This is a genomic window from Rhizobium sp. AB2/73, assembly GCF_020871915.1.
GTDB lineage: Bacteria > Pseudomonadota > Alphaproteobacteria > Rhizobiales > Rhizobiaceae > Rhizobium > Rhizobium dioscoreae.
Window position 1 is genome coordinate 1,145,709 of record NZ_CP067071.1, and the last position, 18,243, is coordinate 1,163,951.

The following is an 18,243-nucleotide window of genomic DNA, read 5'->3' on the forward strand; positions in this document are numbered from 1 at the left end:
ATTGGAATTGAAAATCGCCGGACCTTCCGACACACTACAGCCTTATCGAAATTTCACCATACTCGTCCGAGCGCGAATGGGGGTAACAGGTAAAGGAAATACCTCTCAGCGTCGCTGCTTCACCCGGATTTTGTGAACAGATTATGTTTTCACTCCATACATTTGGCGGCTTGAAGCTTTTGGACAGCGATGGTCACGAGGTCGCCTTTCCCGAAAAGGGTCTGTTGATCCTGGTCTATCTGATGCTGGAGCCAACGTCGCGCGTGTCGCGCAGCGCGATCGCCCGGTTTTTGTGGGGAGACGACAATGGCAGTGCGCAGGTCAATCTGCGCAAGCTGGTTTCACGTATCAGGGTCCGCCAGGAAGCACTCGGGAGATCATTTCTGCGTTTCAGCGAGACCGCCGTCGAACTCGACGCGCCTCCAACCACCTCCGATCTGTGGTTCGCGCCCACGGATGATGGCAGACCGATCTTTGCAAGATTGCAATCGCTGGTGAGGACGTTCGCGGCGGAATTCCTGCAGGGTACAGATTGCCAGAGCGCGATTTTCTTTCATTGGCGGGAGGCGCAAAGCGGCAGGCATCTGTCGGCACTGAAGGCGGCGCTGAATGCCGCTGCCGCCGAAGCCAATGGTATGGCGGATGTCGCTCTGGTGAGAGAGGCGGCACTCCTGGTCTTTGGTATAGATCCCGAAGATCGCGATATTCATCGCATCCTGTTGCGGATATTCGATGCGGAAGGTGAGGTGGAGCACTTCAGGCAGATTTTCGCGCAGCGTGCCGCGCTGCTGGCCTCATGGTCGGCGCAGCGGGAATATGCTTCGGAAATTCGAGCCGGGGATGCCCACCATGAACGGATTTCAGCTGCGCGAGCGAGGGTGAAGATACCCCTCCTGCTCCTGCCTTCCACGGAGGGGCAAGGGAAAGATTATGATACCTCATCCCTCGTGAACGATATCACAATCGGTTTCTGCGCGCTGGACAGTCTTCAGATTGCGGATCGTTACACGGCGGTCCGGGTTGGCAGGACCGGGGAACGTGCCGTTGCAACTTTCGACCAATGGGATCGCTCCTACCTTCTTGAGATGCGGCTTAGCCTTCGCGGCAACGGACCGCTGCTGTTTTCGCAACTGGTCGACGCCGCAAGCGATGAAATCATCTGGGCCGAGCGCATCAGCCTCGGACAATCCTCGCCCGAAGAGCGGAGACAGGTGGTCGCACGTCATATCGTGCTGTCGCTTGCAGGGCAGATCGAGCGGCGGGAGATGATGAGGTCGCATTTCGAGGAAAATCCGGCGGCCTATCAGCGCTATCTCGCCGGCAAGCGTTACATCGAGCGCCTCTCCGTACCCGATCTGCAGAGGGCGCGTGGGGAGCTTGAGATGGCGCTGCGCACCGGCAGCCACTTCGCGCCTGCCTTGAGCTCTATGGCCCGTACCTATTCTAAGGAATGGGTACTGACCTTCGGTGGCGATGCGGCCTTGCTGGACAAGGCGGAAAGCTATGCGATGCAGGCCATCGCAGCGCGGCGCGATATCGCCGACGGCTATCGCGAGCTTGGCATGACGAAGGTCTTCCGAAAGGCGAGTGAGGAGAGCATAGAGGCCTTGAAACTGGCTGAAGCCCTTAATCCGGGGCATGCCGGCATCATTGCCGACCATGCGGAGGCTTTGCTTTATGCGTCCCGGCCGGATCTGGCGCTGACGAAGATTGAAAGCGCTATGGCGCTCAATCCGGTAAGCCCCGATACCTATCTTTGGACTGCTTCCGTGGCGAGCTATACGCTCGGTCGCTTCGAGGCTGCCCTCGATTACATCGGCCGGATGGCGAATGCACGCCTGGCGGACAGGATTTCCGCTGCCAGCTGGGCGATGCTCGGGCATGAGGAAAAGGCAGGCTTTTTCGTTCAGCGCGTCCAAAGAACCAACCCGGATTTCGATGTTGATCGATGGCTTTCCGTCGTGCCTTTCAAGGAGCAATGGCAGCGTGACATCTATCGGGAAGGGCTGCGCCGGGCAGGTTTCTGGAAGGCAATCCCGAACGTGACCATGGCATAGCAGCTGCCCACCATCAGGTGCAAGTGTCACCCTCGCTCACGTCAGTGTTTTCCAATCAACACGAGGTCGGGCTAGTCTTTACCACAATCGCATCCTAACCTCTGCCATATCGCTCTGGACCGTGGACAACCGGTGCGGTATCGATTTCTCAATTGTCCTTTCTAAGTTGATGAATTCACCGGGGAAGATCGTTGCGTTTCGAAGCCCTCAACCGTCTCTGGGATAGCGTTCGGGAGACCAGCCATGATTTCCGTGCCTCGACGGATGTGTTTCCCGTCGTCGATATCGAAAAGCTGGGCACCACCCTCGACCTGAAGGAAAAGGGTGCCGCTGCCGGGCGTCAGAATCGGCCGCCGCCAGATGCGCAATCGCATGACGAGACGGAGCAGCGCATCGTCGCCTGGGTCGAAGCGGAAAAGAAAAGCTCCTATCAGATCCTCGAGGACCAGTTCCAGACTTTCGACAGCCGCTTGCGCAATCTCGATTTCGAGGGACAGTTCGGGCTGATCCGCCAGGCGAACGCATCAAGCGTTTCGGATTTCAAGGCGGAAGTGGCAAGCGGCGTCGACGAGCTTCACGGCTTGCGCCGCAAGCTGAAAACGGCCGAGGATGAAATGGCGGGCTTTAAGGCCAGGCATAAGCTGCAGCGCGCCGCGAAGGTTTCCAGCCGGGCGGCGTGGGGCTTCAAGGTCTCGCTGATCGTCTTCCTCGTGCTCATCGAAATGGTGATGAACGGCAGTTTTCTCGCCAAAGGAAGCGAGCAGGGTCTCGTCGGTGGTGTAACCGAGGCAGCCGCCTTCGCCTTCCTGAACATCGGCACGGCATTGATGTTCTCTTTCTTCTGTGTCCGTTTTCTGGTGCATCGCTCCTTTGCGCTGAAGCTGCTCGGCCTGCTGGGGCTTGTCGCCTATGTCGCCGTGGCTTTGGGCATCAATATCGCGCTAGCGCATTATCGCGAGGTCTCTTCGACGATCCTGAGCGGAGCCGGTGCCGAGGTGATCCAGCGGCTCAAGACCGCACCGCTCGGGTTGCAGGAGCTGAACTCCTGGATGCTCTTTGCCATCGGTCTGATGTTCTCGCTCGTCGCCTTCATCGACGGCTGTTATCTGACCGATCCTTATCCGGGCTTTGCCGGCGTCCAGAAGCGTCTCGATGCGGCCAGAGACAACTACATCGACCGCAAGCTTGATCTGATCGAAGATCTCCGCGAGATCCGCGACGACCACAACAGCAAGATCGAAGAGATCATCCGCGATCTCTCGCTGCGCCGCCAGGAAACGGCTGCCATCATCGCGCATCGTGCCAGGACCGCGGGCCTCTTTGCCGAACACCAGAACCATCTGGAGCGTGCCGCCAATGTGCTGCTCACCTCTTATCGCGATGCCAACCGGGCCGCGCGCACCGAGCCGGAGCCGTCATACTTCAAAGCCGCTTACAAGATGGAGCGCCTGACGCCCGTCATTCGCACGGAAGAGGAATGGGACGACAAGGTGCTGGGCTCGCGTATCCAGAGTGCTCAGGCGGAGCTTTCGGAGCAGATCAAGCGGATCGGCGACGAATTCGAGCGCGCCATCGAAAAATACCATCAGCTCGATAATCTTTTCCCGGAGAGCATCCTTGGCGCGACGCAAGCGGCGTAGCCGGCGCGGCGGATCCGCCGGTCTCATCATCGCAACGGTTTGTCTCGCCGTCCTGTCCCTCGGGATCGTCGGCGCCTATGGCTGGCTGCGTTACAAGGCAAGCGGCAATGTCGCCGTCGACCAGGCGTCTCTCTGCCCCGTGGATGGCCCGAAGGCGGAAACGGCCATCCTGCTCGATGTCACAGATCCGATATCGGACACGACGGCGCTCGATCTCCGCAACCAGTTCCAGAAGATCGTTGCGGACGTGCCGATTGGCGGCGCCATCGATATCTATGCGCTCACAGAAAAGGAAGGTGAGCTGATCCAGACCTTCCATGGCTGCAATCCCGGAAGCGGCGCGAATGTCGACGAATGGACCAGCAATCCGCGCCTCGCACAGGCGCGCTGGGAAAAGGGCTTCCAAAAGCCGCTTGCCGAAATCGCCGGCAAGCTGACGGCGGGCGAGTCCGGCCGGCTGTCGCCGATCATGGCCGCCATTCAGAAGATCAATCTGGAGGTCTTCGCCAATGCGCCAGGCGGCATGCCCAAGCGCCTCTACATCGCTTCCGATATGATCGAGCACACGGCCGCCTTCTCCAATTACAGGGATGGCGCTTCCTATCAGAAATATCAGCAAAGCCCGGCAGATGACCGTTTCCGCACGTCGCTGGATGGTGTCACGGTCAAGATCCTCGCCTTTCAAAGGCCGAACATGAAGTTCAGCATGGAGGAACTTGCGAACTTCTGGATGCAGTGGATCAAGAACAACAAGGGTGATTTTGGCGGCTTCGTGCGGCTGGAGGGGATACGCTGATGGCCAATACCGACGCCAGATATCTCATCCGGGATTATGGGCCGATGGTGCTATTCGCCTCCATCACCATTGGCGGCATGATCTTCATCTGGTCGTCGAAGCTCATGGGCTGGTCGCTGCCAATCGTGACCGGTGTGCCGCTGGTGCTGATGGGGATCTACTTCATCGTATCGCTGGCCGTCGCCGGGTTCCGGCTGCACAATGAGCAGGCGGGCGACAACCTCTATTACATGGGTTTCCTCTTCACCCTGTCGAGCCTCGGCGTATCGCTCTATCTCTTTGCCGGCGAGACATCGATCGAGACCATCGTCCGCAATTTCGGCATCGCTGTCACCTCGACCATTGCCGGCGTGACGCTGCGTATCCTCTTCAACCAGATGCGGCGCGATCCGATCGACATCGAACGCAGCGTGCGCCACGAGCTTGCCGAGATGACGCGGCGTGTCCGCAGCGAACTCGACTCCTCCTCGCGCGAATTCTCCCATTACCGCCGCGTCAGCAACCAGATGCTGTCGGAAGGGTTCGAGGAGATCGCGCGACAGGCCGAGCGCAATGGCCAGGAGATCAACAAGATCCTGGAATTGCTGGCAAAGCAGGCCGTGACACCGATCAACGACGCCGCCGCGCAGCTGACGGCCACGACCTCGCAGCTGTCGGAGATAATCGGCACGTTCGGCACCGCCGTCGAGAATGTCGGCAAGAAGCTCGAGGAGATCCGCGCGCCAGAGGATGTCGTGCGCGCCGAGCTGGCACCGGCGATTGCCGCCATCAAGGAGATGTCGGAGGCGCAATTGCAGCCGCTGCGCAATATCGAGCTGGCGCTCGGTCGTGTGGCCGAAGCGATGGGGCAAACGCCGCTGCCGAAGCCCGATGGCGATATCGCTGTTGAGCCCGAGGCTGTGCCGCGAAAACGCTGGTGGCATCTATGGTAGCAGGAGGATCGGACAGCACGCCGAAGCTGGAGCACAAGGGCTATAATCGTGGCCTCATCCTAGGCCTGACGATGGCCGAATCCATGCTGCTCCTGGTTTTCTGCCTGTTGCTGGTGGCCGCCGCCATGATTTCCGCTGAGAGAAACAAGCGCTACGAGGTCGAGCGGAAGCTTGAGAAGGCCGAGCAGCAAGTCGCGGTGTTGGAGAAGAAGCGAGCGGAGCAGGCGGCTGAGATCGTGCTTCTCCAGTCCAAGGTCGTCTCCGGCGATCTCTCCGCTGCCGACAAGGCCGTGGTGGACAAGCAATGGCGGGAGCTGGTTCTGGCGAAAGAAACACTCGACAGCATGGCGGATCAGGGCGGGACCACAGCTGATCTGCAATCGCTTTCCAAGGTTGCCGCCGTTCTAAAAGAACATGGCGTCTCGCTGGCGGCGGCGCCCGATGAGATCAACAAGCTCTTGGCCGGCAACGCGGGTGGGAAGGGGGCACACGACTGGCCGCCCATCATCAACCTCGACGATGCCAAGAAGAACTATTTCCAGTCGGGAAGCGCCGAACTCACGGGCACCTTCTCCCAGCTGCTCAGCACGACCATCACGGATGAAATCGCGAGCAATCTGAGCCTCTATGGCGCCAATATCGTCGAGGTGATCGGCCACACCGACGAGCAGCCGGTGGCGCGCGAAAAATCCAATCTCGACGATACGATCATCGGCGCGATGGATGGCAAGCTGCCGGTCTCCGCCCTGCTGCCGGCAGACAATGCCGGTCTCGGCCTTGCCCGCGCCATTGCCGTCGCCAATGTGCTCAAGGCCAATCCGAAGCTGAAGGATGCCACTATCCTGCCGATGTCCGCCGCACAGCTCATCTTGCCCGGCGATACCGTCACGTCTGGCCAAAGCGGCGCCGTCGAGGCACGCCGCCGCATCGAAATCCGCGTGCGGGGCAGGACAACGCCTGTCGCCGTCATCAACGCCGGGGCCGCCCCATCAGTGAATACGCAATAGTGCCGATTTGGCGAGGCATCAGTTTCTGAGGCCAGGTGCCTCGTAACCGGTGCGCTCGACATATTCCGTATAGCCGCCGGGATATTGATGAATGCCCTCCGGCGTCAGCTCCAGAACGCGATTGGAGAGCGCCGCCAGGAAATGCCGGTCGTGCGAGACGAACAGCATCGTGCCTTCATATTGCGAAAGCGCCTCGATCAGCATCTCCTTGGTGTCGAGATCGAGATGGTTGGTCGGCTCGTCGAGCACCAGCAGGTTCGGCGGATCGAAGAGCATGATCGCCATGACGAGCCGCGCCTTCTCGCCGCCCGACAACACGCGGCACTTCTTTTCCACATCGTCGCCGGAGAAGCCGAAGCAGCCGGCAAGCGCCCGCAGCGAGCCTTGACCGGCCTGCGGAAAATCATGCTCGAGCTGCTGGAATACGGTGCGCTCTCCATCCAGCAGATCCATGGCGTGCTGGGCGAAGTAGCCCATCTTGACGCTGGCGCCGAGCGCAACGCTGCCCTCGTCCGGCTGCGTCGAGCCGGCAACCAGCTTCAGGAGTGTGGATTTGCCGGCGCCGTTGATGCCCATGATGCACCAGCGCTCGCGGCGTCGCACCATGAAATCCAGCCCTTCATAGATGGTCCGGCTGCCATACTTCTTGTGGACGTTTTTCAGCACGGCTACGTCTTCGCCCGAGCGCGGCGCCGGCTGGAATTCGAAGGCGACGGTCTGTCGGCGCTTCGGCGGCTCGACGCGATCGATCTTCTCCAGCTTCTTCACGCGGCTCTGTACCTGCGAAGCATGCGAGGCGCGCGCCTTGAAGCGTTCGATGAACTTGATTTCCTTGGCGAGCATCGCCTGCTGGCGCTCGAACTGCGCCTGCTGCTGCTTTTCGTTCTGAGCGCGCTGCTGCTCGTAGAATTCATAGTCGCCCGAATAGCTGGTGAGATTGCCGGCATCGATTTCGATGATCTTGGTGACGATGCGGTTCATGAACTCGCGGTCGTGCGAGGTCATCAGCAACGCGCCCTCGTAGCCCTTCAGGAAGGATTCGAGCCAGATCAGACTTTCGAGATCGAGATGGTTGCTCGGCTCGTCGAGCAGCATGACATCGGGGCGCATCAAGAGGATGCGGGCAAGTGCCACACGCATCTTCCAGCCGCCAGACAGCCCGCCGACATCGCCGTCCATCATCTCCTGGCTAAAGCTCAAGCCCGCTAGCACTTCACGGGCGCGGCCTTCGAGGGCATAGCCATCGAGTTCCTCATAACGCGCCTGCACCTCGCCATAGCGCTCGATGATCTCATCCATCCTGTCGGCTTGGTCCGGATCGCTCATCGCTGCTTCGAGTTCGCGAAGTTCGGCGGCAACGGCGCTGACGGGACCGGCGCCCTCCATGACTTCCGCGACCGCACTGCGCCCTTCCATCTCGCCGACGTCCTGATTGAAGTAGCCGATGGTGACACCCTTATCGACGGAAACCTGCCCCTCGTCGGGCTGCTCCTGCCCGGTAATCATCCGAAAAAGCGTTGTCTTTCCCGCGCCGTTCGGCCCGACGAGCCCGACACTCTCGCCCCTGTTGAGCGCCGCGGACGCCTCGATGAAGAGGATGCGATGGCTATTCTGCTTGCTGATATTCTCGATACGAATCATGGTTACGCGAAGTCCGAAGAAAGTGTTTCGGGCGCCTTATGCCACGGGTTATGGGCTCTGTCGCAGGTTTTCGAGCGGAGATGTGGGATCGACAGCGAACTGACGTTCAAGGGCGACAATTTCCGCCAAGCCTACTTGCCCTACGGAAAAGAAACTTTTGACGGGACGACGGATTCTGGCCCACGCGCCCGTTCAATCAACACGGCTTCCGGGAGGACCGGCGCGCGGTCGGATCGCCGGCTGCTTTCCGCTCGATCGGAAGCCGCTATATTCATTGTCATTCTTCTCAGCCGAGTTTTGCAGATGAAAATTCCGAAAAGCATTCAGAACCGGGTTTTCTTCCGACTGTCGATCGCAGCATTAGTCGCCATCGGGATGTCAAGCGACGCTCAATTAGCCAATGCTGCCTCCGAGCACGTGCGGCTCAATGAGCCAGTCAAGGAGGTTGCGGATCAACGCCTGCTCCTCGATACGCCCGAGGGGAAGGGGGAATTGCCTGTCTACGCGGATCATGCGATCGAAGCGGCATCGCCCGACGTGACGAAGGTGTTGATCATCGTCCACGGCACGCTCCGAAACGCCGATGCCTATTATGCGACCGGGCAGGAGGTGCTCGCAAAGGCAGGCGATCTCGCTGACGGTACGATGGTGGTTGCGCCGCAGTTCCTGATAAGACCGGATGTGAACGCTTTCTCGCTGTCTGCGCAGACGCTGGCCTGGACGCAGAATGGCTGGAAAGGCGGAGAACCCGCCCGCCAGCCGGCGCCGATCAGTTCCTTCGCCGCGCTCGATGCCCTGCTGCGGCATTTCGCTGACCGTCGCCTGTATCCGTCGCTGAAGAGCATCGTCGTGATGGGGCATTCGGCGGGAGCACAATTGGTCCAGCGCTATGCCGTTGCCGGACGGGAGGTGGAAAATCTGACGAGCGCCGGCATCTCCGTGCGTTATCTCGTCGCCAATCCGTCGAGCTATGTCTATTTCGACAACGAGCGACCGGCCTTGCCGGATCAGCAGGCAGGGCTGGCTTCCTGCCCGAAGGCGACGCAATGGCGATACGGCCTCGCCGGCGCTCCACCATATGTATCCTCGCAGGACCCGAAGCTTCTGGAAACGAGATATGCCGCGCGCAACGTGGTCTATCTGCTGGGCCAGGCGGACACGAATCCCTATACCCATTTCATCGACCGCTCGTGCGCCGCGATGGCGCAAGGGCCGTATCGGCTCGCGCGCGGGCTCACCTTTTTCGACTATATGAAGAAGCGGCATCCTTCCGATCTCGATCAGAAGGTCGTCGAGGTACCCGGCGTGGGGCATGATGATGAAGGGATGTTCACCTCGGATTGCGGCATTGCCGTTCTGTTCGATCGACCGGTGCCGCCGTCCTGCCCGGTTATCGATGGGACTGCAAAACTATCCGGAGCGGTGCCGTAAGTTTTCTCGAGTGGTCGATCCCCATCGCGATCACATGCATATACTGATGCTTTTGGGGGGGCCATCGTGATCCGCCATCCATTTCATGCGTCAGCTGCGATAGGCCGGCTGCGGGCGCGATGATCGGATTTTTCGCTGTATCGGGCGCTCGATGCTCAGGTAGCAAACGATGGCAAAGGCCAGCGAACCCAATGCGATAGGCATCGGCTGCATATCGTGCGGCACTCCGATGCGCAAAAGCAGTGCAGTGACCAGGATGCCGGTCAGGACGTGCCAAACATAGATGGAATAGGAGGCATCCCCCAGGAAATGCAGGAATGCCAGCTGCGGCACGCCTCGTTCCCGCTCGGCGAAAACAGCACCTGACAGCAGCAACACTGCCGGTATGCCCCAGCGCACAGCCCGTTCCAGATGGATCAGCGGGTCGCTCGCCACAAGCAGCACGACCCCGACTATCATCAAGCCGATGGCCGCGGGAAAAGGCAGCCGAAAGCCACGTTTCCACAGGTGCCCGATGATGATGCCGGCGGCGAATTCCAGAATGACCGGCTGTGCGAAAACACTGAGATAGCCGGAAGGCAGCAGGTAATGCGCGATCACGATTGTCACCAGAGCCACCATCAGGAACCATAGCCGCCTGAATGCCGGCACAAGTAGTGAGATCGAAAAGATGAGATAGAAGAACATCTCGTAGGAGAGCGTCCATCCCTGCTCGACCACAGGGTGCAGGGCTTCGTCCTTCATGAAGGGCACGAAGAACAGCGAGCCGATCAAGTTCTCGATGCTCGAATTCGTGTCGAAGAAGAATTGCGGTTTCAGCACGGCAACGATGAAGGTTGCCGCTGTCGCGATCCAGTAAAGCGGCACGATCCTGATGAGCCGGCGCCACATGAATTCCTGCGGACCGAGCGATCTTCCATCGGTCGTAACCCACATGATGAAGCCGCTGATGACGAAGAATATATCGACCCCAGCTGCTCCGCTCTTGAACTCCAAGCCATATGTTTCGCAGACATGGAAGCAAAGAACGGAAATCGCGGCGATGGCGCGTAGATATTGGATACTCTTGATATCGCTGCCGGTTTTCAGGATGTTGCCTCCTGCGACTGGACCACTATCGCCGATGCCCCGATGGCCGATCAGCAATAGAATGCGTCGAAAGGCCGGACACCCGTGTGGATTGGCTTGGAGTAGGGCAGATATGGCTGGCAGCAACAATTTCAATCAAAATGGATGATTTCCTGCCATTTCGTGGCTGAAATCGCGCATTTGAGGTGGCCCGCTGAACGGCCGATCCAGCCAAAAGCTTTCGCCTATGCAGGGGACTGGCAGTTCCGCCGAAGCCGGTTAGACCGCTCTAACTTCGGCAAGCCGCTTGACCGCATATTCGTCCTGCCAGCAGACGGCGGCCTCCCATGCGGCTGACGCCTGTGCGGCGATATCATAAGCACCATCGGTGAGATCGGCAGCGTTGTCGGGCAATACGAGATCAAGATCTGGAACGTCGACATGTGATTCATCCCAGTCGATCAACGCGACGCGATCTGCCGTCATGCGGATATTGCCAGGGTTTTTGGGGTTTCCATGCACAACGCATGCCTGACGCCCGGCGAGACGCGCCCACGCTGCTCGGCATCGAGCGACGCCCTCGGGCGGCATTGCGGCAAGATTGATCCTCGTTCCGGCTTCAGCATGCAGGAGGTCGGTCGACGATTTCCAGCCGGGACGTTGAGGCCAGCCGTGTGTCAGCCGGTGCAGCTCGCGGAGCGTCTCGGCAACGCGAAGCCAATCGGCCCGCGTTTCGGGCGGCCCTCCTTCGATGTATTTCATCACCACCAGACCGTCCACGAAGAGCCGGCCATCCGTCGTCGGGATCGGCGTCGGAACGGTCATGCCTTCACGGTCGAGGTATTGGAGTAGCTCGGTTTCCCAGGCGAGATCAGCGCCGGTTCTGGAGCCGAGACGACCGACGGCAATCCGTCCACGGATGCGAACACGCCATACATCATTGGCAACTCCACCGGTGAGTGGTTCGATGCGGACCGCGTCTTCACCCCATTGCGCAAGTGCTTCCCATCCCATCGGCGATACCCTTGGCGCGTTATTGGTGCTGATTTGGCCTCGGCCGCAGGCGCGGACAACACCAATTAACGCGAGTTTGGCAAACTCGGCAAGTTGTGTTGTTACGTCTGCTCCAGGGACATCCAGGCGTTTGCAGTGCCCTTCAAAGCTGCGATTCCTCGCTATCGGATTGGATGTTTCCTGACAGGGTGCAGTTGCATGCAGTCAGCGTCTCGCTCATCAGGAAGCACTGTAGCGACGCTCGCGATGATAGCTCCGAAACGAATTCACCGGGCCATTGCGGACCCGGTGAGCGTTTGGATGATGCTACTGACTTTGTGATAAACGTAACGCCGATACGACAAGGTTCACGTCATCCTGGACGATCCGTTGAACACTCAGCTGCAGCCGCTCGTCGCGCCGCAGGTGTCGCACTTCTCGCAGGTGCCGTTGCGGACCATCGTGAAGTTCTGGCATTCCGTGCACATGTTGCCCGTGTAGCCCTGCATGATGGAGCGGGCGCGGCGTTCGGATTCCAGCTTCTTGGCTTCCGTCTTGGCATTGGCAGCTTCGCTTGCCGCATCGTCGGTGAAGAGGCCGGTCGCGGATTCGGAGATGACTTCCTCGGCGATCTCTTCAGCCAGTTCCTTCGCACGCTCCTCATAATCGCGCTTGAAGGCGACGACTTCGGAGGTCGAGACGGAGCTTGCCGGTTCCAGCTTGCGGACCGTGTTGCCGGCGAAAGCCGTGACCGTGCCGAGGGAGGCGGCGCGGGCCGGGGCGGCTGATGCGGCACCCTTGGCTTCGGCTGCCGGACGCTCGCCCGATGTCGGAACCAACGTCGGCTTGTAGCCGCGGGTCAGGCCCTTGGAGACGACATCGGCCTTGCCTTCGGAAACACCGCGGCCGAGCGCCGTGTTGTTGAAGTCGGACGTGTCGACATGGGCGAGATCGTGACGGCCGAGATAGGAGATCGCCAGTTCGCGGAACACGTAGTCGAGGATCGACGTGGCGTTCTTGATGGCGTCATTGCCGGTGACGATGCCGGCCGGCTCGAACTTGGTGAAGGTGAAGGCATCGACATATTCCTCGAGCGGCACGCCATACTGCAGGCCGAGCGAGACCGAGATCGCGAAGTTGTTGATGAAGGCGCGCAGAGCGGAGCCTTCCTTGTTCATGTCAAGGAAGATTTCGCCGAGACGGCCGTCGTCATATTCGCCGGTACGCAGGAAGATGGTGTGACCGCCGATCTTCGCCTTCTGGGTATAGCCCTTGCGGCGGCTCGGCAGCTTTTCCTGCGTGCGGACGACCTTTTCGATCACCCGCTCGACGATCTTTTCCGTGATGGTGACGGCCTGTGCGGCTGCCGGTGCCTGCAGGAATTCCTCCAGCGCATCTTCGTCGCCGTCGTCCTCGATCAGCGAGGCGTTCAGCGGCTGGCTGAGCTTGGAGCCGTCGCGGTAAAGGGCGTTCGCCTTCAGGCCGAGCTTCCAGGACAGCATGTAGGCATTCTTGCAGTCCTCGACGGTCGCCTCGTTCGGCATGTTGATCGTCTTGGAGATGGCGCCCGAGATGAACGGCTGGGCTGCCGCCATCATGCGGATGTGGCTCTCGACCGAGAGATAACGCTTGCCGATCTTGCCGCAGGGGTTGGCGCAATCGAAGACGGCGAGATGCTCGTTCTTGAGGAACGGAGCGCCTTCCAGCGTCATCGCACCGCAGACATGGATGTTGGCGGCTTCGATATCCTTCTTGGAGAAACCAAGGTGCTCAAGCAGGTTGAAGCTCATATCGGCCATCTGCTCGTCGGACACCTTCAGCGCGCCCTTCAGGAAATCGGCGCCGAGCGTCCACTGGTTGAAGACGAACTTGATGTCGAAGGCGCTCTTCAGCGCAGCGTTGACGGCATCGACCTTCTCGGCGGTGAAGCCCTTGGCCTTCAGCGTCGACGGGTTGATGGCCGGAGCCTGGTTCAGGTTGCCGTGACCGACGGCATAGGCCTCGATTTCGGCGATCTGGCTTTCGGAATAGCCGAGCGTGCGCAGGGCTTCCGGAACGGCGCGGTTGATGATCTTGAAGTAGCCGCCGCCGGCGAGCTTCTTGAACTTCACCAGGGCGAAGTCCGGCTCGATGCCGGTCGTGTCGCAATCCATGACGAGGCCGATCGTGCCGGTCGGCGCGATCACGGTTGCCTGTGCGTTGCGATAGCCATGCTTTTCGCCGAGTTCCAGCGCCTTGTCCCAGGCCGCCTTGGCATGGGCGACGAGATCCTGGTCCGGATTGTCGGAATGGATCAGCGCCACCGGATTGACCGACAGGCTCTCGTAGCCCGAGGTCTCGCCGTAGGCGGCGCGGCGATGGTTGCGGATAACGCGCAGCATGTTTTCGCGGTTTGGCTTGAACATCGGGAAGGTCCCGAGTTCGGACGCCATTTCGGCCGAGGTCGCATAGGCGATACCGGTCATGATCGCGGTCAGCGAGCCGGCGATGGCGCGGGCTTCGTCCGAGTCATAGGGAATGCCCGACGACATCAGCAGGCCGCCGATATTGGCGTAGCCAAGGCCGAGCGTGCGGTATTCGTAGGAGAGTTCGGCAATGCGGCGCGAGGGGAACTGCGCCATCATGACAGAGATTTCGAGAACGACGGTCCAGAGGCGGACGGCATGTTCATAATCGGCAATGTTGATGCGCTTCGTCGCTGCGTCCTTGAAGGTCATCAGGTTCAGCGAAGCGAGGTTGCAGGCCGTGTCGTCGAGGAACATGTATTCCGAGCACGGATTGGATGCGCGGATCGGGCCGGCAGCCGGGCTGGTGTGCCAGTCGTTCATCGTCGTATTGAAGTGCAGGCCCGGATCAGCCGATGCCCAGGCGGCGTAGGAGATGGACTCCCAGAGATCGCGGGCTTTCAGCGTCTTGACGACCTTGCCGTCCTTGCGGGCGGTCAGGTTCCAGTCGCCATCATTCTCGACGGCACGCAGGAAGTCGTCCTTGATCGAGACCGAGTTGTTGGAGTTCTGACCGGATACGGTGAGATAGGCTTCCGAATCCCAGTCCGTGTCGTAGGTCTTGAATTCCAGATCCTTGTAGCCCTGGCGGGCGAACTGGATGACGCGCTGTACGTAGTTTTCCGGGACCTGGTCCTTCTTGGCAGCGCGGATTTCGCGCTTCAGGGCAGGGTTCTTGGCCGGGTCGAAGCAATCGTCATTGTCGCCTTCGCAATTGACCGCCGCCTTCATGATCGCCTTCAGGTGCTTGGCGACGATCTTCGAGCCGGTCACAAGGGCGGCAACCTTCTGCTCTTCCTTGACCTTCCAGTTGATGTAGTCCTCGATATCGGGATGGTCGATGTCGACGACCACCATCTTGGCGGCGCGGCGGGTCGTGCCCCCCGACTTGATAGCGCCGGCAGCGCGGTCGCCGATCTTGAGGAAGCTCATCAGGCCGGAAGAACGGCCGCCGCCGGAAAGCTTTTCACCCTCGGCGCGCAGCATCGAGAAGTTCGAGCCGGTGCCGGAGCCGTATTTGAAGAGGCGGGCTTCGCGAACCCACAGGTCCATGATGCCGCCTTCGTTGACGAGATCGTCTTCGACGGACTGAATGAAGCAGGCATGCGGCTGCGGATGCTCATAAGCCGACTTGGACTTGGTGAGCTTGCCGGTGAAGGGATCGACATAATAGTGGCCCTGGCCGGGGCCGTCGATGCCATAGGCCCAGTGCATGCCGGTGTTGAACCATTGCGGGGAGTTCGGCGCGACGCGTTGGGTGGCGAGCATATAGGCAAGCTCGTCACGGAAAGCGGAGGCGTCTTCTTCGGACGAGAAGTAGCCGCCTTTCCAGCCCCAGTAGGTCCACGTGCCGGCGAGGCGGTCGAAGACCTGGCGCGCATCGGTTTCGGAACCGCTCTGCTGATCCTTCGGCAGGTCCTTCATGGCCGCATCGTCGGGCACGGAACGCCACAGGAAGGAAGGAACGTCGTTTTCCTCGACCTTCTTCAGTTTGGCGGGCACGCCGGCCTTGCGGAAATACTTCTGCGCGAGAATGTCGGCGGCGACCTGCGAGAACTGCGCGGGTACGTCGATGTTTTCGAGGCGGAACACGATCGAACCGTCAGGATTCTTGATCTCGCTGGTCGCCTTGCGGAATTCGATGTCCGCATAGGGTGACTGGCCGGCCTTCGTAAAACGACGTTCGATGCGCATGGTCCGTATCCTTATTCGTTGGTGTGCGCCTGCACGAAAACAGGGCGCAAAAATTCTCATTCCGGCATCGCGAATTCAACGCGCAGCCAGCTTCCGATCCGCTCTTTGACAGGAGGTGTCACCCGGAGATGTCTTTCCTGTATCTTGTGGTGATGGTGGCTGCAAACACTAAATATAGTATTAACAGCTTATTGCCGCCAGTCCCCGCATGTGTTTTTTCGGCAGCATCGAGATCGACACAAAAACCCTCACGGCGGGCCACCTGCACAGGTGAATCGCCTTGAATCCAAATCCGATTTCGAATTGAGAACCAGTCCTCGTAACCCCGCCTGGTCCAGTCGCCGCCGCAACGTCGTCCATTAACTTTGAAAGACCCGATTCCGTCAAGGGGTGGTTTGTAATGGATTGCTAACCACAATATCTTGTGGGCTTGCCTGTGGAAACTGGGGAAATGCCAGTAGGTTAAGAGATTCAAGAGCTTGAGGAGGGATGCTCGCCCTTCGCGCGACCGCTGGCGCAACAAGTATCATCACTGGCGATGTCGAAAGCGACAAAATTGTGACCGTGACTTCAATGCCATTGGCAGCGCCGTAAATCCATGCCGTGGCGCATCATGATTCGCGCGGAAAGCCTTGAATCTTACGCTTTCTCGCCTTTGTGACGCCCACTAAATCTAGTGGGCGCCGTAGCGCCCACCTCTATTACCACTATTCGAATCACATTTCGCGACTGCGCATGAATCGTGACTGATTCGCGTGCCGGCAGCGGGAGGTCAGCCGCGATGGCCCTTGGCGATCGGCTCCTGATAGGTGAAGCCCATGTCCCAGGGGAAGTAGATCCAGGTGTCCTGGCTGACCTCGGTGATGAAGGTGTCGATCGTGGGAACGCCGGTCGGCTTGGCGTAGACGCAGGCGAAATGCGCCTTGGGCAGCATGGCGCGGACTTCGAGAGCCGTCTTGCCGGTATCGGTGAGATCGTCGATGACGAGGACGCCTTCGCCGCCATTGACCGACAGTTCCGGTGCGATGCCCTTGAGCAGGTTCATTTCGCCCTGGCTGGAATAGTCGTGATAGGAGGCGACGCAGACTGTTTCGATCAGCCGGATATTGAGCTCGCGAGAGATGATGGCGGCCGGCACAAGGCCGCCCCGGGTGATGCAGACGATCGCCTTGAATTCACGGTTGAGGCCGGCAAGCCGCCAGGCAAGCGCGCGCGCATCGCGATGGAACTGATCCCAGGATACTGGAAAGGCTTTATCGGGCAGGGACATGGCAGAAAGCTCCGGGGCATGGAATAACGACGCACCGGCAGCGCCGGCGACCCTGAGCAGACCCCGCGGCAGGCGCGGACCAAGAACCAAATCCGGAACGCGATTCGCTTGCTATCTGCCTGAACGGGATCTTATCCGGGAAAGCCTGGGCTTTTCAGGATCATGCCCCTTCGACCGCGCGAACGGTTCCCTGGCGGGAATTCTGTCATCGGTCGCTGCTTTCTGCTGGATTTACGGGCAAAAGGCAATAGCCGCGAAGCGGCCAACCGATGCACATTTGCACCGGTTGACACAGGATTTGAGCTTTCAGCCGCTCAGCGGGCCAGCAGCGTCATTGCCGTCATCGATTGCAGCAGGGTGCGCGTCGTGCCGCCGAAGATCATCTGCCATAGCCAGGAATGCGTATAGGCGCCCATGACCAGCAGGTCGATGCTGTCATCCGCCAGGCGGTTTTCGATGACCTGCGACGGCGTCGACTTGCCGCTGCAGGCTGCCGTTTCGAACTTGGCGCGAACACCGTGGCGCGTCAGCGCCGCTGCGATCCGGACGCCGGTCTCCTTGGACGGGTGGGGGTCCTTTTCCGACGTGCTGACGGAAAGGATCTCCACCGAATCCGCAGCCTTGAGAAAAGGCAGGGCGTCGAAGGTGGCGCGGGCCACTTCCTTGGAGCCGTTCCAGGCGATCAGCACGCGGCGGACCGGCTTCGGTTCCTTGAGAATGTAGGGGATCAGCAGAACCGGCCGGCCGCTGTCGAACAGGAAGGTTTCGACATCGACCTGAGTATCGGCATATTTCGACGGGTCTGGCTGCACGGCCACCAGCAGATCGGCACTGCGGGCACTTTCGATCAGCGGTTCGGTGCCGTAGCCGACCGTACTGGCAAAGCTGTGCCATTCATAGTCGATACCAGCGGCTTCCATCCTTGAGCGGAACACCCGTTCGATTTCGACCGCCTGGTTATGGGCGACATCCTGAAGCGCCTGGACCGCAACAGGGTCCGGGATCTCCATTGGCGCCACCAGTGGCACGGTCGAAACAATTTCCGCATGAAGCCCGATGACATGGGCGCCGTGCTCCTTGGCGAGCGCCGCCGAAAACGCGGCGGCGATGGGCGTATTGTCGGGATTGTCGAGAACGGTCACTATCGTTTTGTAGGACATGAAGAGATCTCCCATGCGGAAGGGTTGGATCGGATCATGATATCAGCAT

The 18,243-nt window shown here is 59.9% G+C and carries 12 protein-coding genes; 6 read left to right on the forward strand and 6 right to left on the reverse strand.

Features of this window, described 5'->3' with window-relative positions; translation table 11 throughout:
* Positions 1-143: 143 nt before the first annotated feature.
* The 5 genes from I8E17_RS05820 (at position 144) to I8E17_RS05840 (ending at position 6,432) form a co-directional block, all read left to right on the forward strand.
* Positions 144-2,057 (forward strand): hypothetical protein, encoded by a 1,914-nt coding sequence (locus tag I8E17_RS05820; protein WP_083258145.1) that lies wholly within the window; start codon positions 144-146, stop codon positions 2,055-2,057.
* A 191-nt stretch (positions 2,058-2,248) separates the two neighbouring features.
* Positions 2,249-3,697, forward strand: coding sequence for a hypothetical protein (locus I8E17_RS05825; RefSeq protein WP_069611924.1), 1,449 nt, complete (start codon positions 2,249-2,251; stop codon positions 3,695-3,697).
* Entirely contained in the window at positions 3,675-4,493 is an 819-nt protein-coding gene (locus I8E17_RS05830) for a hypothetical protein (RefSeq protein ID WP_069611925.1), read from the forward strand. Before I8E17_RS05825 ends, I8E17_RS05830 begins: the two co-directional genes overlap by 23 nt.
* On the forward strand, positions 4,493-5,425 hold the full coding sequence (locus tag I8E17_RS05835; protein ID WP_069611926.1) for a hypothetical protein: 933 nt from the start codon (positions 4,493-4,495) through the stop codon (positions 5,423-5,425). The genes I8E17_RS05830 and I8E17_RS05835 overlap by 1 nt, the downstream gene beginning before the upstream one ends.
* On the forward strand, positions 5,419-6,432 hold the full coding sequence (locus I8E17_RS05840) for an OmpA family protein (protein ID WP_069611927.1): 1,014 nt from the start codon (positions 5,419-5,421) through the stop codon (positions 6,430-6,432). Before I8E17_RS05835 ends, I8E17_RS05840 begins: the two co-directional genes overlap by 7 nt.
* Positions 6,433-6,450: 18 nt before the next feature.
* On the opposite strand, the gene I8E17_RS05845 is transcribed toward I8E17_RS05840, so the two are convergent.
* Positions 6,451-8,073 carry an ABC-F family ATP-binding cassette domain-containing protein gene (locus tag I8E17_RS05845; protein ID WP_069611928.1) on the reverse strand — a complete coding sequence of 541 codons (1,623 nt, stop codon included), beginning with the start codon at positions 8,071-8,073 and terminating at the stop codon, positions 6,451-6,453.
* 303 nt (positions 8,074-8,376) lie between these two features.
* Here I8E17_RS05845 and I8E17_RS05850 point away from each other — a divergent pair, with 303 nt between their 5' ends.
* Entirely contained in the window at positions 8,377-9,504 is a 1,128-nt protein-coding gene (locus tag I8E17_RS05850; protein WP_069612279.1) for an alpha/beta fold hydrolase, read from the forward strand.
* Between the two features lie 90 nt (positions 9,505-9,594).
* On the opposite strand, the gene I8E17_RS05855 is transcribed toward I8E17_RS05850, so the two are convergent.
* The 5 genes from I8E17_RS05855 to I8E17_RS05875 form a co-directional block, all read right to left on the reverse strand.
* Positions 9,595-10,650, reverse strand: a complete 1,056-nt coding sequence (locus I8E17_RS05855) for an acyltransferase (RefSeq protein ID WP_229002086.1) — start codon at positions 10,648-10,650, stop codon at positions 9,595-9,597.
* 201 nt (positions 10,651-10,851) lie between these two features.
* The gene (locus I8E17_RS05860) at positions 10,852-11,586 is read right to left on the reverse strand and encodes a phosphotransferase (protein ID WP_069611929.1); all 735 of its coding nucleotides are present in this window, start codon (positions 11,584-11,586) and stop codon (positions 10,852-10,854) included.
* A gap of 377 nt (positions 11,587-11,963) precedes the next feature.
* Positions 11,964-15,764, reverse strand: a complete 3,801-nt coding sequence (locus tag I8E17_RS05865; protein ID WP_069611930.1) for a vitamin B12-dependent ribonucleotide reductase — start codon at positions 15,762-15,764, stop codon at positions 11,964-11,966.
* Positions 15,765-16,536: 772 nt separating this feature from the next.
* Entirely contained in the window at positions 16,537-17,034 is a 498-nt protein-coding gene (gpt, locus tag I8E17_RS05870) for a xanthine phosphoribosyltransferase (protein WP_069611931.1), read from the reverse strand.
* Between the two features lie 314 nt (positions 17,035-17,348).
* The gene (locus I8E17_RS05875) at positions 17,349-18,194 is read right to left on the reverse strand and encodes a universal stress protein (protein WP_069611932.1); all 846 of its coding nucleotides are present in this window, start codon (positions 18,192-18,194) and stop codon (positions 17,349-17,351) included.
* Positions 18,195-18,243 lie beyond the last annotated feature (49 nt).